General features: G+C 71.8%; 17 protein-coding genes. 3 read left to right on the forward strand and 14 right to left on the reverse strand.

What is annotated here, in order from left to right:
* Nucleotides 1–139 precede the first annotated feature (139 nt).
* From OHA58_RS10225 to OHA58_RS10270, 10 genes are all read right to left on the reverse strand, one after another.
* On the reverse strand, nucleotides 140–1,393 hold the full coding sequence (locus tag OHA58_RS10225) for an SLC13 family permease (protein ID WP_405478423.1): 1,254 nt from the start codon (nucleotides 1,391–1,393) through the stop codon (nucleotides 140–142).
* A gap of 74 nt (nucleotides 1,394–1,467) precedes the next feature.
* Complete coding sequence (gene gatB, locus OHA58_RS10230; RefSeq protein ID WP_405478424.1) at nucleotides 1,468–2,979, reverse strand: Asp-tRNA(Asn)/Glu-tRNA(Gln) amidotransferase subunit GatB; 1,512 nt, start codon at nucleotides 2,977–2,979, stop codon at nucleotides 1,468–1,470.
* 16 nt (nucleotides 2,980–2,995) lie between these two features.
* Nucleotides 2,996–3,229 (reverse strand): hypothetical protein, encoded by a 234-nt coding sequence (locus OHA58_RS10235; protein ID WP_135333581.1) that lies wholly within the window; start codon nucleotides 3,227–3,229, stop codon nucleotides 2,996–2,998.
* Nucleotides 3,230–3,234: 5 nt separating this feature from the next.
* Nucleotides 3,235–4,740: an Asp-tRNA(Asn)/Glu-tRNA(Gln) amidotransferase subunit GatA gene (gene gatA / locus OHA58_RS10240; RefSeq protein ID WP_405484880.1), complete on the reverse strand. Its 1,506-nt coding sequence runs from the start codon at nucleotides 4,738–4,740 to the stop codon at nucleotides 3,235–3,237.
* Nucleotides 4,740–5,036, reverse strand: a complete 297-nt coding sequence (gatC, locus tag OHA58_RS10245; RefSeq protein ID WP_016642027.1) for an Asp-tRNA(Asn)/Glu-tRNA(Gln) amidotransferase subunit GatC — start codon at nucleotides 5,034–5,036, stop codon at nucleotides 4,740–4,742. The genes gatA and gatC overlap by 1 nt, the downstream gene beginning before the upstream one ends.
* 296 nt (nucleotides 5,037–5,332) lie before the next feature.
* The gene (locus OHA58_RS10250; RefSeq protein ID WP_405484883.1) at nucleotides 5,333–7,588 is read right to left on the reverse strand and encodes a putative bifunctional diguanylate cyclase/phosphodiesterase; all 2,256 of its coding nucleotides are present in this window, start codon (nucleotides 7,586–7,588) and stop codon (nucleotides 5,333–5,335) included.
* Nucleotides 7,589–8,340: 752 nt separating this feature from the next.
* Nucleotides 8,341–10,539: an NAD-dependent DNA ligase LigA gene (gene ligA, locus OHA58_RS10255; RefSeq protein WP_405478425.1), complete on the reverse strand. Its 2,199-nt coding sequence runs from the start codon at nucleotides 10,537–10,539 to the stop codon at nucleotides 8,341–8,343.
* Nucleotides 10,540–10,580: 41 nt separating this feature from the next.
* Entirely contained in the window at nucleotides 10,581–11,594 is a 1,014-nt protein-coding gene (locus OHA58_RS10260) for a methionine synthase (protein ID WP_405478426.1), read from the reverse strand.
* A gap of 59 nt (nucleotides 11,595–11,653) precedes the next feature.
* Nucleotides 11,654–12,352: an SDR family oxidoreductase gene (locus OHA58_RS10265; RefSeq protein WP_405478427.1), complete on the reverse strand. Its 699-nt coding sequence runs from the start codon at nucleotides 12,350–12,352 to the stop codon at nucleotides 11,654–11,656.
* A gap of 7 nt (nucleotides 12,353–12,359) precedes the next feature.
* Nucleotides 12,360–12,923 (reverse strand): TIGR00730 family Rossman fold protein, encoded by a 564-nt coding sequence (locus OHA58_RS10270; RefSeq protein WP_405478428.1) that lies wholly within the window; start codon nucleotides 12,921–12,923, stop codon nucleotides 12,360–12,362.
* Between the two features lie 52 nt (nucleotides 12,924–12,975).
* Here OHA58_RS10270 and OHA58_RS10275 point away from each other — a divergent pair, with 52 nt between their 5' ends.
* Together OHA58_RS10275 and OHA58_RS10280 are read left to right on the forward strand one after the other, a co-directional pair.
* The gene (locus OHA58_RS10275; RefSeq protein ID WP_405478429.1) at nucleotides 12,976–13,299 is read left to right on the forward strand and encodes a DUF427 domain-containing protein; all 324 of its coding nucleotides are present in this window, start codon (nucleotides 12,976–12,978) and stop codon (nucleotides 13,297–13,299) included.
* Nucleotides 13,300–13,340: 41 nt separating this feature from the next.
* Complete coding sequence (locus OHA58_RS10280; protein ID WP_405478430.1) at nucleotides 13,341–14,120, forward strand: alpha/beta fold hydrolase; 780 nt, start codon at nucleotides 13,341–13,343, stop codon at nucleotides 14,118–14,120.
* Between the two features lie 43 nt (nucleotides 14,121–14,163).
* On the opposite strand, the gene mnmA is transcribed toward OHA58_RS10280, so the two are convergent.
* Nucleotides 14,164–15,294 carry a tRNA 2-thiouridine(34) synthase MnmA gene (mnmA, locus tag OHA58_RS10285; protein WP_405478431.1) on the reverse strand — a complete coding sequence of 377 codons (1,131 nt, stop codon included), beginning with the start codon at nucleotides 15,292–15,294 and terminating at the stop codon, nucleotides 14,164–14,166.
* 84 nt (nucleotides 15,295–15,378) lie between these two features.
* Here mnmA and OHA58_RS10290 point away from each other — a divergent pair, with 84 nt between their 5' ends.
* Nucleotides 15,379–16,083 (forward strand): N-acetylmuramoyl-L-alanine amidase, encoded by a 705-nt coding sequence (locus OHA58_RS10290; protein WP_405478432.1) that lies wholly within the window; start codon nucleotides 15,379–15,381, stop codon nucleotides 16,081–16,083.
* Nucleotides 16,084–16,126: 43 nt separating this feature from the next.
* On the opposite strand, the gene OHA58_RS10295 is transcribed toward OHA58_RS10290, so the two are convergent.
* From OHA58_RS10295 to OHA58_RS10305, 3 genes are all read right to left on the reverse strand, one after another.
* Entirely contained in the window at nucleotides 16,127–17,296 is a 1,170-nt protein-coding gene (locus OHA58_RS10295) for a cysteine desulfurase family protein (RefSeq protein ID WP_405478433.1), read from the reverse strand.
* A 79-nt stretch (nucleotides 17,297–17,375) separates the two neighbouring features.
* On the reverse strand, nucleotides 17,376–17,666 hold the full coding sequence (locus OHA58_RS10300) for a DUF4190 domain-containing protein (protein WP_405478434.1): 291 nt from the start codon (nucleotides 17,664–17,666) through the stop codon (nucleotides 17,376–17,378).
* Nucleotides 17,667–17,697: 31 nt separating this feature from the next.
* On the reverse strand, nucleotides 17,698–17,859 hold the full coding sequence (locus OHA58_RS10305; RefSeq protein WP_405478435.1) for a hypothetical protein: 162 nt from the start codon (nucleotides 17,857–17,859) through the stop codon (nucleotides 17,698–17,700).
* Nucleotides 17,860–17,949: the final 90 nt, after the last annotated feature.

Raw genomic sequence — 17,949 nt, forward strand, 5'->3', positions numbered from 1 at the left:
CAAAGACACATGAGCAATGGCAAGCCACTCTTACAGCAAGAGGTGATCTTTTGTCGCTTTCGTGGCCTTAGTCACAAGAGTGTGCAGGAATTCACGGTCACCTTCCGGTCCGATGACGCTGCTCGCCTTCTCTGACCCGTCAGCCGAGGAACTGAAGTCCCGCCCAGAGCGCCACCGTTGACACGACCAGCGTCGCCGGGACCGTGAGCACGCCGAGCCGTGTGAAGTCACCGAGCTGGGGATGCACGTCGTGGGCGTGGACGATGCGGCGCCACAGGAGCGTGGCGAGCGAGCCCACATACGTGAGGTTGGGGCCGAGGTTGACGCCGATGAGAACGGCGAGGACCGGCCCCGGACCCGCGGGCCCCGCCACGGGGAGCAGCGCGAGAACGGCCGGAAGGTTGTTGATCAGGTTGGCGAGCAGGGCCGCGACCCCGGCGACGGCGAGCAGCGCGGGCAGCGACGAGCCCTCGGGCAGCAGCCGGTCGATGCCGTCCCCGAGCCCGTTGTCGACGACCGCCTTGACCACGATCCCGAGCGCGAGGACGAAGAGGCAGAAGTACGGGTGCGCCGACTTCACCAGCGCGAGCGGGCTCGTGCGCCGCTGCCCGAGCGCCCGCACCGCGAGGACGACCGTGCCGACGATCGCCGCCCACAGCGGGTCGATCCCGGCGAACGAGGTGACCACGAAGCCCACGAGCGTCAGGGCGAGGACGGTGAGGGTGAACACCGGCAAGCCGGGCGGCTCCTCGGCGTCCGGCTCGTGCGCGGGCGCCGCCAGGTCGTCGGCGAAGTACCGCCGGAACACCGCGTACTCGACGGCGATCGCGCCCAGCCACGGCAGGGCCATGAGCCCCGCGAACCGCGCGAAGGTGAGTCCGCTCGCGGTGAAGGCGAGCAGATTGGTGAGGTTCGAGACCGGCAGGAGCAGCGAGGCGGAGTTGGCGAGGTGGGCGCTCGCGTAGACGTGCGGGCGCGGCCTCGCGCCGATCCGGCGGGCGGTGGCGAGGACGACCGGCGTGAGCAGCACGACCGTGGCGTCCAGGCTCAGTACGGCCGTGATCACGGCGGCCGCGGCGAAGACCCCGCCGAGCATGCGGCGCGGACTGCCCTTGCAGGCCCGCGCGATGGCGTCGCCCGCGGCCTTGAACAGGCCATCGTCGGCGCAGAGCTGAGCAAGCACCAGGACGGCGGCGAGGAATCCGACGACCGGGAGCAGGTCCCGCGTCTCGGCCCACGCGTGCGCGGGCGACACGGCGCCGACGGCCACGACGATCGCCGCGGCGGGCACGGCGACGACGGCTTCCGGCAGCTGCCGGGGACGGACCACGGCGAAGCCGAGGATGAGCAGGAGGAGGGCGACGGAGAGGAGTTCGGCGGGAAGGGTGTTCAAGGTGCTGCTCCAGGAATTGCTCAAGCGCCGGACGGGCTGAATTCAGCCCGTCCGGCGCTTGAGGACACAGAACCTCAGCCGTCGGCGACGCCCAGCTTCTCGAGGATCAGTTCCTTGACGCGCGCGGCGTCCGCCTGGCCACGGGTGGCCTTCATGACGGCGCCGACCAGCGCACCGACCGCCTGGACCTTGCCACCGCGGATCTTGTCCGCGATGCCCGCGTTGCCCGCGATCGCGTCATCCACGGCAGTGGACAGCGCGCCCTCGTCCGAGACGACCTTCAGGCCGCGCTTCTCGACGACCGTGTCCGGGTCGCCCTCGCCCGCGAGGACACCCTCGATGACCTGGCGCGCCAGCTTGTCGTTGAGGTCACCGGCGGAGACGAGCGCCGCCACCCGGGCCACCTGGGCCGGGGTGATGGGCAGCTCGTCGAGGGCGGTGCCCGACTCGTTGGCGTGACGGGCGAGCTCGCCCATCCACCACTTGCGGGCGGAGACGGAGTCCGCGCCGGCCTCGACCGTGGCGACGATCGGGTCGACCGCGCCCGCGTTGAGGATCGACTGCATGTCGTGCTCGGAGACGCCCCAGTCCTCGCGCAGCCGGTTGCGGCGCACGCGCGGCATCTCGGGCAGCTCCGAGCGCAGCTCCTCCACCCAGGCGCGGGCGGGCGCCACCGGCACCAGGTCCGGCTCGGGGAAGTAGCGGTAGTCCTCGGCGTTGTCCTTGATGCGGCCCGACGTGGTGGAGCCGTCCTCCTCGTGGAAGTGACGGGTCTCCTGCACGATCGTGCCGCCGGACGACAGGACAGCGGCGTGGCGCTGGATCTCGTAACGGGCGGCGCGCTCGACGGAACGCAGCGAGTTGACGTTCTTCGTCTCCGAGCGGGTGCCGAGGGGCGCCTCGGGGCCCGTGCGCAGCGACAGGTTCACGTCGCAGCGCATCTGGCCCTTGTCCATGCGGGCCTCGGAGACGTCGAGCGCCTTGATGACCTCGCGCAGCTCGGCGACGTACGCCTTCGCCACCTCCGGCGCACGCTCCCCGGCGCCCTCGATCGGCTTGGTGACGATCTCGATGAGGGGGATGCCGGCGCGGTTGTAGTCGAGCAGGGAGTGCGAGGCGCCGTGGATACGGCCCGTCGCGCCACCGACGTGCAGCGACTTGCCGGTGTCCTCCTCCATGTGGGCGCGCTCGATCTCCACGCGGAAGATCTCGCCGTCCTCCAGCTGTACGTCGAGGTAGCCGTTGAAGGCGATGGGCTCGTCGTACTGGGAGGTCTGGAAGTTCTTCGGCATGTCCGGATAGAAGTAGTTCTTCCGGGCGAAGCGGCACCAGTCGGCGATCTCGCAGTTGAGCGCGAGGCCGATCTTGATGGCCGACTCGACGCCGATCGCGTTGACGACCGGGAGTGAGCCGGGCAGGCCGAGACAGGTGGGGCAGGTCTGCGAGTTGGGCTCGGCGCCCAGCTCGGTGGAGCACCCGCAGAACATCTTGGTCTTCGTACCCAGCTCGACATGGACCTCGAGGCCCATGACGGGGTCGTACGTCGCGAGTGCCGCGTCGTACGACATCAGTTCAGTGACGGTCACGGTGAGACTTTCCCTCTCAGCCCAGCAGGACGTCGTCGTCGCCCAGGCGCTTCAGCTCCCGGTAGAGGATCGCCAGGCCGGTAGCGATGGCGGCGGCGGACACCGCGGCGTCGATCAGCCGCAGAGTGTCGTTGTCGTTGCGGGCCAGCTTGGCCTGCTTCGCGACACTGATCGCGCCGAAAGCGGTGCTCGCCAGCGACACGTACACGCCGGTCTTGGACTTCTTGAAGTTCTTGGCCTTCTTTGCCATGGCACTCACAGCGACGGAGCCTCCTCGAGCAGCGGGTGGCCCCACTTTTCCACGAAGGCGGCCTCGACGGCAGCGCCGACCTTGTACAGGCGGTCGTCCTTCATGGCGGGGGCGATGATCTGCAGCCCGACCGGAAGGCCGTCCTCCGGCGCGAGGCCGCACGGCAGGGACATGGCGGCGTTGCCCGCCATGTTGGTCGGGATCGTGCACACGTCGGCCAGGTACATCGCCATCGGGTCGTCGGCGCGCTCGCCGATCGGGAAGGCGGTGGTGGGCGTCGTCGGCGAGACGATCACGTCGACCTGCTCGAAGGCCCGCTCGAACTCCTGGGTGATCAGGGTGCGGACCTTCTGGGCGCTGCCGTAGTACGCGTCGTAGTAGCCGGAGCTGAGCGCGTACGTGCCGAGGATGACGCGGCGCTTGACCTCGTCGCCGAAGCCGGCCTCACGGGTGAGGGCGGTGACGTCCTCGGCCGACTTCGTGCCGTCGTCGCCGACCCGCAGGCCGTAGCGCATGGCGTCGAAGCGGGCCAGGTTGGACGAGCACTCGGACGGCGCGATCAGGTAGTACGCCGACAGGGCCAGGTCGAAGGTCGGGCAGTCCAGCTCGACGATCTCGGCGCCGAGCGACTTGAGCAGCTCGACCGACTCGTTGAAGCGCTGGACGACGCCGGCCTGGTAGCCCTCGCCGGAGAACTGCTTGACGACGCCGACGCGCATGCCCTGGACCGAGCCGTTGCGCGCCGCCTCGACGACCGGCGGGACCGGCGCGTCGATGGACGTCGAGTCGAGCGGGTCGTGGCCGGCGATGACCTCGTGCAGGAGCGCCGCGTCCAGGACCGTACGGGCGCAGGGCCCGCCCTGGTCGAGGGAGGACGAGAACGCCACCATGCCGTAGCGCGAGACGCCGCCGTAGGTCGGCTTGACGCCGACGGTGCCGGTGACGGCGGCGGGCTGGCGGATGGAACCGCCGGTGTCCGTACCGATGGCGAGCGGGGCCTCGTAAGCGGCGAGGGCCGCGGAGGAGCCACCGCCGGAGCCTCCCGGAATCCGGGTGAGGTCCCACGGGTTGCCGGTCGGGCCGTACGCGCTGTTCTCCGTCGACGACCCCATGGCGAACTCGTCCATGTTGGTCTTGCCGAGGATGACGACGTCGGCCTCCTTCAGCTTGCGCGTCAGGGTGGCGTCGTACGGCGGGATCCAGCCTTCGAGGATCTTCGAACCGACCGTGGTCGGGATGCCCTCGGTGGTGAAGATGTCCTTCAGCGCGAGCGGTACGCCGGCCAGCGGGCCGAGCTTCTCGCCCGCGGCGCGCTTGGCGTCGATGGCGCGGGCCTGCGCGAGCGCACCCTCACGGTCGACGTGCAGGAAGGCGTGCACCTTCTCGTCGACTGCCTCGATCCGGGCCAGGTGAGCCTCGGTGACCTCGACGGCCGTGAGCTCGCCGGCGGCGATCTTCGAGGCGATCTCGGCGGCGGTGAGCTTGATGATGTTGCTGTCCGTCATGGTGATTAGTCCTCCCCCAGGATCTGCGGCACCTTGAAACGCTGCTGCTCCTGGGCCGGGGCGCCGGAGAGCGCCTGCTCGGGGGTGAGCGACGGACGAACCTCGTCCGCCCGCATGACGTTCGTCAGCGGGAGCGGGTGGGAGGTCGGCGGTACGTCTTGGTCGGCGACCTCCGAGACGCGGGCGACCGCGCCGATGATGTCGTCGAGCTGTCCGGCGAAGTGGTCGAGCTCTTCGTCCTTCAGCTCCAGACGCGCCAGCCGTGCGAGGTGTGCGACCTCCTCGCGCGTGATGCCAGGCATGCAGCGATCCTCTGGGGTGAGTGAGTGTGGTGTGGGCCGGGGCCAGTCGTCCCATTCCCGTCGTCCGCCCGAAGGGCGGGTCGTGCGTCGTCTGGTGCGTGTGATCGCAAGGCGCCGGAGCGTCCTCGCGGCGGAGCCGCGTGGACGATTCGGCAACGCGGCGAGCGTGCGTGCCGGGCGTCGCACGACAGACGGGTGTGGGACGACTGGCCCCAATCCTATGGGGCCGGGGGCCGTGCCCCCTAAACGGTTTCCCGTTCAGGGGTCCTGACGCTCCCCGGTCACCCCTGTACGGCTCAGTTGACCGTCTGTCCCGATGACTGGTCCTCGGCCTCGGCGGCGAGGACGGAGGGCCGCTGCCATCCGCGGGAGCCGCGTGCCCGCAGCCACGCCGTCGTCTCGTCCGGCGGCATCGCGGCGGCGACCAGCCAGCCCTGGACGGCATCGCACCCGAGGTCGCGCAGACGCTCCCAGGTCTCGTCGTCCTCGACGCCCTCGGCGACGACGAGCAGGCCGAGCGAGTGCGCCAGGTCGACGGTGCAGCGGACGATCTCCGCGTCCTCGTTGTCCACCGCCAGGCGGGCCACGAACGAGCGGTCGATCTTCAGCTCGCTGACCGGAAGGCGGCGCAGGTGGACGAGGGAGGAGTAGCCGGTGCCGAAGTCGTCGAGGGACATCTTCACTCCGTGCCCGGTGAGCCCGGCGAGCGTGTCGGCGGCGCGCTGGGGGTCCTCCAGCAGGACGTGCTCGGTTATCTCCAGCTGGAGGGCGCCAGGGGGGACGCCGTGCCGGGCGAGCCGCGCGGCGACCGCGCCGGCGAATCCCGGGGTGTGCACGTCCCTCGGCGACACGTTCACCGCGACCGGCACGCGCAGGCCCTGCGCCCGCCAGCGGGCAACCTGCGCGAGCGCCGTCTCCAGGACGTACTCGGTCAGATGGGGCATGAGTCCGGACGACTCGGCGATGGCGATGAACTCGTCCGGCGGGACCTTCCCCCGCTCGGGGTGCACCCAGCGCACCAGCGCCTCGAGGCCGGCGACCTGTCCGTCGAAGCGGACCTTCGGCTGGTAGTGCAGCTCCACGTCGCCCGCGTCGAGCGCGCGGCGCAGATCGCCGAGCAGGCCGAGGCGGTCGGGGGTGTTGGAGTCCCGCTTCGACTCGTAGACCTCGACGCCCGTACGGTCGCGCTTCGCCTGGTACATGGCGACGTCCGCGCGGCGCAGGAGCCCTTCGGCGTCGAGCGCGTGGTCGGGGAAGACGGCGAGCCCGGCGCTGGCCTCCAGGACCAGAGTGAGCCCGTCCAGGTCGAGCGGGGAGCCGAGGGCGGCGACCAGGGTGCGCGCCACTCGCGTGGCGGAGGTCGTGGAGTCGGCCACGGGCAGGAGTACGGCGAACTCGTCGCCGCCGAGGCGTGCGGCCTCCGCCCCGCGGGGCAGGGCCATCCGGAGCCGGTCGGCTATCTGGAGCAGGAGCCGGTCCCCCGCGAGGTGGCCGAGGGTGTCGTTGACCGCCCGGAAGCGGTCCAGGTCGATGAGCAGGAGGGCGCTGCGCGCGCCGATCCGCTCGGCGTCGTCGAGCGCGGTCCACGTCCGCTCCAGTAGCCACTGCCGGTTGGGCAGCCCGGTGAGCGGGTCGCGCAGCTGCTCCTCGGCGCGGGCCCGGGCGATCCACAGCGTCGAGTCGAGCGCGATGAGCGGGACGGCGAACAGCGGCAGCAGCACGGGCAGCGCGATCGCGACCACGCAGATCAGCGGGGCGATGCCGAGTAGCGCGACGCCGACGAGGCCCTGCCGCAGAAGGGCGGTGCGGGCGACGGTGGGCAGCCCGGAGGCACGCGGCGCGTGGACGTACCAGAGCAGGCTGCGGGTGACCGCGAGGTAGGCGGCCGCGACGAGCGCCACCTCGGGGGCGTTGAGAACCGTCCAGGTCTCCGGCTTCCAGGGGGACTCCACGGACGGGACCTGGCCGAACACGGCGAGCACGAGGGCGCCCGCGCCGATGCCGATGATGTCGACCGCGCCGTGCAGGATGCCCTGGCGCCAGCGGTGCCGGCGGGCGATGCCGACGAGGACGACGACGGTGAGGCTGACCATGCCGGCGGGCACCCAGCCGTAGAGCAGCAGGACCGCGAGCGTTAAGGCCGCGCCCGAGCCGGTGCCGCCCCACCAGCGGTCGCGGCCGAGCGCGACGAGGTGGCCGACGATGATGCCGGTCAGTACGGCGAGGGACCAGCCGACGGCGCCGGACGGGAAGAGCGCGTGACTGCCCGTGAAGGCGCGGTAGAAGCCGGTGCCGAGCACGGCGGAGGCGAGGGCGACGATCGCGAGGGGCGGCATGGGCAGCGCGCCCAGCCAGGAGCGCTCCCGGCCGTCCCCCTCCTCACCGAAGGCCTCGCCGAACGCCCCGCCGAAGGTCCCGTACGCACGCGGCCAGCCGCCCGCGTCTCCCGCTTCGGCGCCCGTCCACCCGGAACCACCGTCAGCGGCGGCCCCGGTCCAGCCGGTCCCGCCGCTCACCGCCGCTCCGGAGCCGGTACCGCCGATGGCACCGATGCCCGCCCCGCCGTTCGAACCCGGGGCGGGCCAACCGGGCGCCACCGCACCGGATCCGGGGACGCCGTAGGCGCCGATCCCGGCTCCGCCGTTCGAACCGGACGCGGGCCAGCCGGGTGCGGGCGCCGCGGATCCCGCCGATGCGCCTGCGGAGCCGCTCCGTCCGCTCTCGCCCTGCGCACCGGAGCCCGCGCGACGGCGCGTACGCCCTGCGCCGCGGATCCCGAACGCTGCGCGCCACGCACCGCGCCTGCTCACCGAACCACCGCGCTCGCTCCCGCCCGGACCGTCGTCCGCGGAGCGCGCTGCCGGGGCGGCGTCGTCCGCGCGGCGCCCGTCCCCCTGGTCCGTCTCGCCGGTCTCGTCCTTCTCGCCGGTCTCGTCCTGTCCCGGCACGCTGCGCGCGGCCGGCGCCGGGCTTTCGGCGCCTCGCCACACGCGCCAGCGCGTGCGCAGCCGTGAGTCCGGAGCGGCGCTCTCGGTCGGTTCCATTCCCGTCCCTCTCACAGCCGGCGGTGCCCACGCCACGCGATCCGCCGCGGACGACTTCCGTCAGCGGTACCGCGTCCTCGTTCACTGCCCCGTGCCCGTCGTGGGCAGGGGGTGCCCCATCCGCAGCCGGGCACGGCAGGCGCACCCCTCAACAGTAGGCCGCAGAAGGCTTCCAGGGGCAGCGGTCGCCCACGGTTGCCCGAATGCGCCCCGGCCACCCGTATGCATCTGGTATGCGCTGAACGGGTGGCCTTCAACCGCTACTCCTCGGTCGGAAGCGCCGCGTCCGCCGCCGCGTCCGGTCCCTGTTCGAGCAGGACGGCGAACCCGTCCTCGTTCAGAACCGGAACCTTCAGCTGCATCGCCTTGTCGTACTTGGAGCCCGGGTTGTCCCCCACTACGACGAAGGAGGTCTTCTTGGAAACGGAGCCCGTCACCTTGGCGCCTCTGCTCTGCAGGGCCTCTTTCGCGCCATCTCGGGTGTGGTGCTCGAGGGTGCCGGTGACGACGACGGTGAGGCCTTCGAGGGGACGCGGTCCCTGGTCCTCACCGGCGCCCTCCTCCTCCATCCGCACCCCGGCGGCCCGCCACTTGCGCAGGATCTCGCGGTGCCAGTCCTCCGCGAACCACTGCTTGAGCGAGGCGGCGATGATCGGCCCGACGCCGTCGGTGGCGGCGAGCTCCTCCTCGGTGGCCTGCTCGATGCGGTCGATGGAGCGGAACTCACGGGCCAGCGCCTCCGCGGCGACGGGCCCCACATGGCGCACGGACAGGCCGGTGATGATGCGGGCGAGCGGCCGCTCCTTGGCCGCCGTGATGTTCTCCAGCATGGACAGGGCGTTCTTCCGGGGCTCGCCCTGCTGGTTGGCGAAGACCGTGGCGATCTTCTCCTCACCGGTCTTCGGGTCCCGCTTGGGCAGGCCGCTGTCCTGGTCGAGGACGTACGCCCGGATCGGCAGCAGCTGCTCGATGGTGAGGTCGAACAGGTCGCCCTCGTCGGCGAGCACCGGCTCGGCCGGCTCCAGGGGCTTGGTGAGGGCGGCGGCCGCCACGTAACCGAAGTTCTCGATGTCGAGGGACTTGCGGCCCGCGAGGTAGAAGAGGCGCTCGCGCAACTGGGCCGGGCAGGACCGGGCGTTCGGGCAGCGGAGGTCGATGTCGCCCTCCTTCATGGGCCGCAGCGGGGTGCCGCACTCGGGGCACTCGGCGGGCATCACGAACTCCCGCTCGCTGCCGTCGCGCAGGTCGGCGACCGGGCCGAGGATCTCCGGGATGACGTCGCCCGCCTTGCGCAGGACGACGGTGTCCCCGATGAGGACGCCCTTCTTCTTGACGACGTCCTGGTTGTGCAGGGTCGCGAACTCGACCTCGGAGCCGGCCACGGTGACCGGCTCGACCTGTGCGTACGGCGTGACGCGGCCGGTGCGGCCGACGCCCACGCGGATGTTGACCAGCTTGGTGTTGACCTCCTCCGGCGGGTACTTCCAGGCGATGGCCCAGCGCGGCGCGCGCGACGTGGAGCCGAGGCGGCCCTGGAGGGGGATCTCGTCGAGCTTGACGACGGCGCCGTCGATCTCGTGCTCGACGATGGAGTGGCGGTTCTCCCCGAAGTGGGCGATGAACTCCCGTACGTCCTCGATGCTGTCGACCACCCTGTTGTGCCGGGCGGTGGGCAGGCCCCATTCGTGCAGCAGCTCGTAGGCCTGGGAGAGGCGGTCGATGTCGAAGCCCTCGCGGGCGCCGATGCCGTGCACGACCATGTGGAGCGGGCGGGTCGCGGTGACGCGGGGGTCCTTCTGGCGCAGCGAACCCGCCGCCGCGTTGCGCGGGTTGGCGAAGGGCTTGTCGCCGGCCTCGACCAGGCGCGCGTTGAGCTGATCGAACGCCTCCATGGGGAAGAAGACTTCGCCGCGGATCTCGACGAGTGCCGGGACGCGGTCGCCCTTGAGGCGGTGGGGGATCTCCGCGATCGTGCGCACGTTGGGAGTGATGTCCTCGCCGGTGCGGCCGTCTCCGCGGGTGGCGGCGCGGGTGAGCCTGCCGTCCTCGTACGTGAGGTTGACCGCGAGGCCGTCGATCTTGAGCTCGCACAGGAAGTGGTAGTCGGGCGTGCCGACGTCCCGGGCGATGCGGTCGGCCCAGGCGGCCAACTCGGCGTCGTCGAAGGCATTGTCGAGGGAGAGCATGCGCTCGCGGTGCTCGACTGCCGTGAACTCCGTGGCGTACGCGCCCGCGACCTTCTGCGTCGGCGAGTCGGGCGTGCGCAGCTCGGGGTACTGCTCCTCCAGCGCTTCGAGGGAGCGCAGGAGCTGGTCGAACTCGCCGTCGCTGACGACCGGCTGGTCCTTCACGTAGTACCTGAAGCGGTGCTCGTCGATCTGCTCGGCGAGCCGCGCGTGCTGCTCCCGTGCCGTCGCGGGCACCTCTGCGGGCTGTGCGTGCTGCTGTTCGCCGGCCACCGTCTCGTCCTCCCGTTTGTCCCTGTGCGGACCCGGACCCGTCACTCTGGGTTGTCCGCGAGTGATCTCGCCGCCCGGACGCAGTGGGCGAGCGCGGCGCGCGCGTACGCGGGAGAGGCCCCCGCGAGACCGCACGACGGAGTGACCGTGACCGACTCCGCGAGGGAGCCGGGATTCAGCCCCAGCCTGCGCCACAGCGTCCTGACTCCCATGACGCTACCGGCAGGGTCCGACAATGGCGCCGATGGGCTGTCCGTGCCCGGCACGACACCTGCGAAGAGCCGCGTGCCGGCCTCGACGGCCTCACCGATCGCGTCGTCGTCACGTTCGGTGAGCAGCGAGAAGTCGAAGGAGATGGCGTCGGCGCCCGCGCGGCGCAGCAGGGCGAACGGGACGTCGGGGGCGCAGGAGTGCACGACGACGGGCCCGTCGTGGACCGAGACGACCTCGCGGAGCGTGCTCTCCACGAGCTGGCGGTCGACGGCGCGGTGGGTGCGGTATCCGCTGGCGCTCTTGACCTGGCCGCGCAGTACGGCGATGAGGGACGGCTCGTCGAGCTGGAGCACGATCTCGGCGCCGGGGACGCGGCGGCGCACGTCGTCGAGGTGGAGGCGCAGGCCCTCGGCGAGCGAGCCGGCGAGGTCGCGGCAGGCGCCCTCGTCGGAGAGGGCGACCTCGCCGTTGCGGAGTTCCAGGGCGGCGGCGAGCGTCCAGGGGCCGACCGCCTGCACCTTCAACGGCCCCTGGTAGCCCTGCGTGAACTCCTCGAGGGCGTCAAGGTCCTCGCCCATCCAGGACCGGGCGCGCCGGGTGTCGCGGCCCGGCCGGTCCCCGAGCCGCCAGCCGCTGGGCTCCACGCGCGCGTAGAGCTCGACGAGCAGTCCGGCGGTCCGGCCGATCATGTCGGCGCCGGGTCCGCGTGCGGGCAGTTCCGCCAGATACGGAAACTCCTCGACACTGCCGGTGACCGTCTTGGCCGCCTCGCGCGCGTCGCCACCGGGCATCGATCCGACGCCGGTGGCGGGCCCCGGCCTGAACTTGCTGTTTTCGCTCACCCGCGAAGCGTACGTAACGGGGCCGGGGCCGGCTCAAGCGCAGGTGGACCGAGGCTCCGTCAGCGGCCGGGGCGCACCGTGAGGTCGTTGACCTCGGCGTCGCGCGGCAGGTCGAGGGCCATGACGATGGTCGTGGCGACCGACTCCGGGTCGATCCAGCGGGCGGCGTCGTACGGCTTGCCCTCCTGCTGGTGCACCTTGACCTGCATGGCGCTGGCCGTGCGGCCCGGGTAGACCGACGTGACCCGCACGCCGTTGCCGTGCTCCTCCTGGCGCAGGGAGTCGGCGAGCGCCTTCAGGCCGTGCTTGGAGGCGGCGTACGCGGACCAGTCGGCATGTGCGCTGAGGCCCGCACCGGAGTTGACGAAGATCACGTGGCCGTGGGCGACGCGGAGCTGGGGCAGGAAATGGCGGGTCAGCTCGGCGGGGGCGACCAGGTTCACGTTCAGCTGGTGGCGCCACGACTTGGGGGTGAGCTCGCCGACCGGGCCGAGGTCGACGACACCCGCGATGTGCAGCAGCGAGTCCACCCGGTCGGGCAGCGACTGGTGCGAGAACGCCCAGGAGAGCCTGTCCGGGTCGGCGAGGTCGCCGACGAGGGTGCCCGCGCCGGGGAACTGGGCCGCGAGTTCCTTCGCGCGGGCCGCGTCGCGCGCGTGGAGGACGAGTTCGTCCCCGCGTGCGTGCAGACGGCGCGCCACTGCCGCGCCGATACCTGATCCGGCCCCGGTGATCACATGTGTTGCCATACGGGCCATGCTCGCATTAGAGCGTGCCGACTTCCGCGGCGGCAGCCGCTGATGGGTGCGTCTCCAGGTAGGCCAGCGCGCCGACGGGCTCATCGGCGAAGAAGACGAGTTCGGTGAGCGGCAGCGGCAGGAACCCCTCCTCGTCCATGCGGCGGAACTGCTCCTTGAGGCCGTCGTAGAAGCCCGCCGTGTTCAGCAGGACGACCGGCTTGGTGTGCTTGCCGTGCTTCTTCAGCTCAAGGATCTCGGTGGCCTCGTCGAGCGTGCCCGTGCCGCCCACCATGATGACGACGGCGTCGGCCTTCTCCAGGAGCAGTGCCTTGCGTTCGGCGAGGTCACGGGCGATCACCATCTCGTCGGCGTTCGTCCGCGCCTTGGCGGCCAGGAAGTCCACGGAGACGCCCACGAGGCGCCCTCCGGCCTCCTGCACGCCGTCCGCCACCACCTTCATGAGCCCGCTCTCCGAACCGCCCCACACGAGCGTGTGCCCGCCCTTGCCGAGCAGTTCGGCGAACTCACGGGCGGGGCGGGTGTAGCGGTCGGCGAGGTCGGCGGCGGAGAGAAAGACGCAGATGTTCATTCGTCCTACGGTACGGGGGAAGAACGGCGCCCCTGCCGGTGCTGTCTCAGGTATGGCTGATGGACACACGATCACGATCGAGCAGGGCACCGGTTCCGTACGCGTCGTCCACGGCGGGGTGGTGCTCGCGCAGAGCACACGTCCGCTGCTGCTGCGCGAGACGGGCTGTCCCGTGCGCTACTACATCCCGCCGGCGGACGTCCGCGTGGATCTGCTGACCCCGTCCGACACGCAAACGTACTGCCCCTTCAAGGGAACGGCGTCCTATTGGTCCCTGCCGGACGCCCCCGACCTGGTGTGGTCGTACCCGGACCCGAAGCCGGACGTGGCCGAGATCAAGGACCACCTGTGCTTCTACGAGGTGGAAATCGCCTGACCGCGTGATGAGTTCCGCCGGGCGGGGGAGTCTTCACGTTCATGGACAAGAAGACGAACTCCTCCGACGGCACGGCCATCGCGTACGAGCGCACCGGCGCGGGTCCGGCGGTCATCCTGGTGAGCGGCGCCCTGTCGGCGGGCTCGTCGATGGAGCCGCTGGCCGCCCGGCTGAGCGGCGGACTCGGCGCCGTCCCGTACGACCGCAGGGGCCGGGGCGCGAGCGGTGACACGGCCCCGTACGCGGTCGCCCGCGAGGTGGAGGACATCGCGGCGCTCATCGACGCGGTGGGCGGCAGCGCGGCGCTGTACGGCATGTCCTCGGGCGCGGCGCTGGCCCTGGAGGCCGCGGCGAGCGGGCTTGCGGTGACCCGAGTCGCCGTGTACGAACCCCCGTTCGCGCCCGACGAAGGGGGCGGCAAGGAGCGCGCGGAGTACACGCGGCAGCTGTCCGGGCTCCTGGCCGACGGTCGCAACGGGGACGCGGTGGAGCTGTTCATGTCGCTCACCGGCACGCCCGCCGAGCTGATCGCGGGCGCCCGGCGGTCACCCTGGTGGCTGGACATGGAGGCGGTCGCGCCGACCCTCGCCTACGACGACGCCGCGATGGGTGACGGTCTGGTGCCGCGGGAGCGGCTGGCCTCGATCACCGTGCCGGTGCTCGTCGTCGCGGGCGGGGCGAGCCCCGCGTGGATGCGCGAGGCGGCGCGGACAGTGGCGGAGGCGGTGCCCGACGGGACGTACCGCACGCTGGACGGCCAGACCCACGCGGTGGACCCGGACACGCTCGGTCCGCTGCTCACCGACTTCTTCTCGGCGTAGGCCCGCGCACCCCGCGAGCCCAGCATGATCCAAACGAAAGCCCCTAGGCGACGGCCTTCGCGCGCGTGGTCGTCGCGATCGTCGCCGAGCCGACCACGCGCGTGCCGTCGTAGAGCACGATGGCCTGGCCGGGGGCGACGCCGCGTGCGGGCTCGTCGAAGGTGACGGTCAGGGTGCCGTCGACCAGCTCCGCCGTCACCGGCGTCTCGTCGCCGTGGGCGCGCAGCTGCGCGGTGTACCTGCCCGGTCCCGAGGGGGCCGTACCGCACCAGCGGGGCTTGATGGCCGTGAGGGCCGTGACGTCGAGGGAGTCGACGGGGCCGACCGTCACCGTGTTGTTCACCGGCGAGATGTCGAGGACGTAGCGCGGCTTGCCGTCGGGGGCCGGGGTGCCGATGCGCAGGCCCTTGCGCTGGCCGATCGTGAAGCCGTAGGCGCCCTCGTGCGTGCCGACCTTGCTGCCCGTCTCGTCGACGATGTCGCCCTCGGCCTTGCCCAGGCGCGACGCCAGGAAGCCCTGGGTGTCGCCGTCCGCGATGAAACAGATGTCGTGCGAGTCGGGCTTCTTGGCGACGGCGAGGCCGCGTCGCTCGGCCTCCGCGCGGATCTCGTCCTTCGTCGTGACCGTGTCGCCGAGGGGGAACAGGGCGTGCGCGAGCTGGCGGTCGTCGAGCACTCCGAGGACGTACGACTGGTCCTTGGCCATGTCGGAGGCGCGGTGCAGTTCGCGGGTGCCGTCCGGGTGCTCGACCACCTTCGCGTAGTGGCCGGTGGCGACGGCGTCGAAGCCGAGGGCGAGCGCCTTGTCGAGGAGCGCGGCGAACTTGATCTTCTCGTTGCAGCGCAGGCACGGGTTCGGGGTGCGCCCGGCCTCGTACTCGGCGACGAAGTCGTCGACGACGTCCTCGCGGAACCGCTCGGCGAGGTCCCAGACGTAGAAGGGGATGCCGATGACGTCGGCGGCCCTGCGGGCGTCGCGGGAGTCCTCGATGGTGCAACAGCCGCGGGCTCCGGTGCGGAACGACTGCGGGTTCGCGGAGAGGGCGAGGTGGACGCCCGTCACGTCGTGGCCCGCTTCCGCCGCGCGGGCGGCGGCGACGGCGGAGTCCACGCCGCCCGACATGGCGGCGAGGACGCGAAGGGGGCGGGTGCTCTGCGGGGTCTGCGAAGTCATAGCTCTAACAGGGTACGGGGCCGCGGGAACCGAATCCCGCGAGTATCCGTTGTGGATCTCGTACGACGTGAACGGGGGCGGGTCGTGGGAGCACAGGGAAAGTCCCGGCGGAAGTCCGGGGGCCGCGCGAAGCGCGACGGTGACCGGGGGGTCAGCCGGCGGACGCTGCTGATCGGAGGCGCGGCGACGGCCGTCGGCGTGGGCCTGCTCGCCCGCAGCGACCTGGCGCACATGTGGTGGCAGATGCCCGGCATCGACAAGCCGCGCAAGGCCGGCGAGGTCGACTTCAGGGGCGCGGAGTGGGTGGCCGCGGCGGCAGCGAACTGGCGGCGGGCGGACCGCCCTGCGGACTACACGATCGACCGCGTGATCATCCATGTCACACAGGGCAGCTACCAGGGCACGCTGAAGGTCTTCAAGGACCCGTGGCACGGGGCGGCCGCGCACTATGTGGTGCGCAAGGACGGGCACATAGCGCAGATGATCCGCGAGCTGGACGTGGCGTTCCACGCGGGGAACAAGGAATTCAACGAGCGCAGTGTGGGGATCGAGCACGAGGGGTTCGTGGACCGCCCGGCCGACTTCACGGACGCCATGTACGCGTCCTCCGCGCGGCTCACCGCCGGGATATGCAGGCGCTACGGGATACCCGTCGACCGGAAGCACATCATCGGGCACGTCGAGGTGCCGGGCACGGACCACACCGATCCGGGTCCGCACTGGGACTGGGACCGGTACATGCGCCTGGTCAAGCGCGCCCATGAAGAGGGGCGCACGGCCAAGGCGTAGGCCGCCCGGCACGGGCCGGACACACCCTGGCCCAGCCCGGCCGTCAGCTCAGCCCGGCCGTCCTGGCCCGGTCCACCGCCGGTCCGATCGCGTCCGCCACCGCTGCGACGTCCGCCTCGGTCGACGTGTGGCCCAGGGAGAAGCGCAGGGTGCCGCGGGCGAGGTCCGGGTCGGTGCCGGTGGCCAGCAGTACGTGGCTGGGCTGCGCCACACCGGCCGTGCACGCGGAGCCGGTGGAGCACTCGATGCCCTGGGCGTCCAGAAGCAGCAGCAGGGAGTCGCCCTCGCAGCCGGGGAAGGTGAAGTGGGCGTTGGCGGGCAGCCGGCCGCCGGGGGCCGGGTCGCCGCCGAGGATCACCCCGGGGACGGCCGCGCGCACGGCGTCGACCAGGTCGTCACGCAGGCCGCCGATCTCGCGGGCGAACCACTCGCGCTGTTCGGCGGCGAGCCGCCCGGCGACGGCGAAGGCGGCGACGGCCGGCACGTCGAGCGTCCCGGAGCGCACATGCCGCTCCTGACCGCCGCCGTGGAGCACGGGTACGGGGGTGTACTCGCGGCCCAGGAGCAGCGCCCCGATACCGTACGGGCCGCCGATCTTGTGGCCGGAGACGGTCATCGCGGCGAGGCCGGACGCGGCGAAGTCGACGGGGAGCTGACCGTAGGCCTGGACGGCGTCGGCATGCAGCGGGACACCGAACTCGGCGGCCACGTCGGCGAGTTCACGGACGGGCTGGATCGTGCCGATCTCGTTGTTCGCCCACATGACGGTGGCGAGGGCCACGTCGTCCGGGTTGCGGGAGATCGCCTCGCGCAGGGCGTCCGGGTGCACGCGCCCGTACGCGTCGACGGGCAGGTACTCGACGGTGGCGCCCTCGTGTTCACCGAGCCAGTGCACGGCGTCGAGGACGGCGTGGTGTTCGACGGGGCTGGAGAGGACGCGGGTGCGGGCGGGGTCCGCGTCGCGGCGGGACCAGTACAGACCCTTCACCGCGAGGTTGTCGGCCTCGGTGCCGCCTGAGGTGAGGACGACCTCACTGGGGCGGGCGCCGAGGGATTCGGCGAGGGTCTCGCGGGACTCCTCGACGGTGCGTCGGGCGCGCCGGCCCGCTGCGTGCAGCGAGGACGCGTTGCCGGTGACGGCGAGCTGGGCGGTCATCACCTCGACGGCCTCCGGGAGCATCGGAGTGGTCGCGGCGTGGTCGAGGTAAGCCATGGTGGGCTCGATTCTACGAGCCCCGGTCCCGGTGCTCCGCGCCGCGTGGGGTCCCGTCCCACGCAGAGCGTGACAGGGGTCAGCCCGTGAGGCTCCAGGACACCGTGTGGTCGGCGGCGACGAACGCCGCGAGGACCGCCAGGTCGGCCACGCCGAGCCCGAGTCCGAGCAGCGCACGGCCACGGCGGGCGGTGCCGCGCCACAGGGCGAGACCGGCGAGCACGATGGCGACGGGGCCGAGGAAGAGGTTGAGGACGAGCAGTCCGAGCAGCCCGAGGACGAACGAGGCGACGGCCATTCCGTCGGCGTCCCGCGCGCCGCCGCGCGGCGTCACGTCAGGAGTCGTACGGGTTTCGGCGGTGAGTTGCATGGTGGTACCCCCTCTGGTGAAGCAGATCGGATCAGTGCTGGTGGCGTCGCCGGGCGGTCCGCTCGCGCACGGCGAAGACGACCAGCCAGATGCCGATGACGGCGGCGGCGACGAGGGTGACGGGAAGAGGCGCGTGGGCCACGGAGCCCAGCGCGACGCCGAACAGAAGCAGGGCGGCTACGAGGAACAGCATGAGTGCCTCTCATGGTCGGGTCGGTGACAGTTGGGATTACAACCGTTCACTGACTCCCGAGTCTAGCGCGCGCACGGCTTCCGCATTACA

Source organism: Streptomyces sp. NBC_00009 (assembly GCF_045040855.1).
In the GTDB taxonomy this organism is placed as follows: Bacteria; Actinomycetota; Actinomycetes; order Streptomycetales; family Streptomycetaceae; genus Streptomyces; species Streptomyces aureus.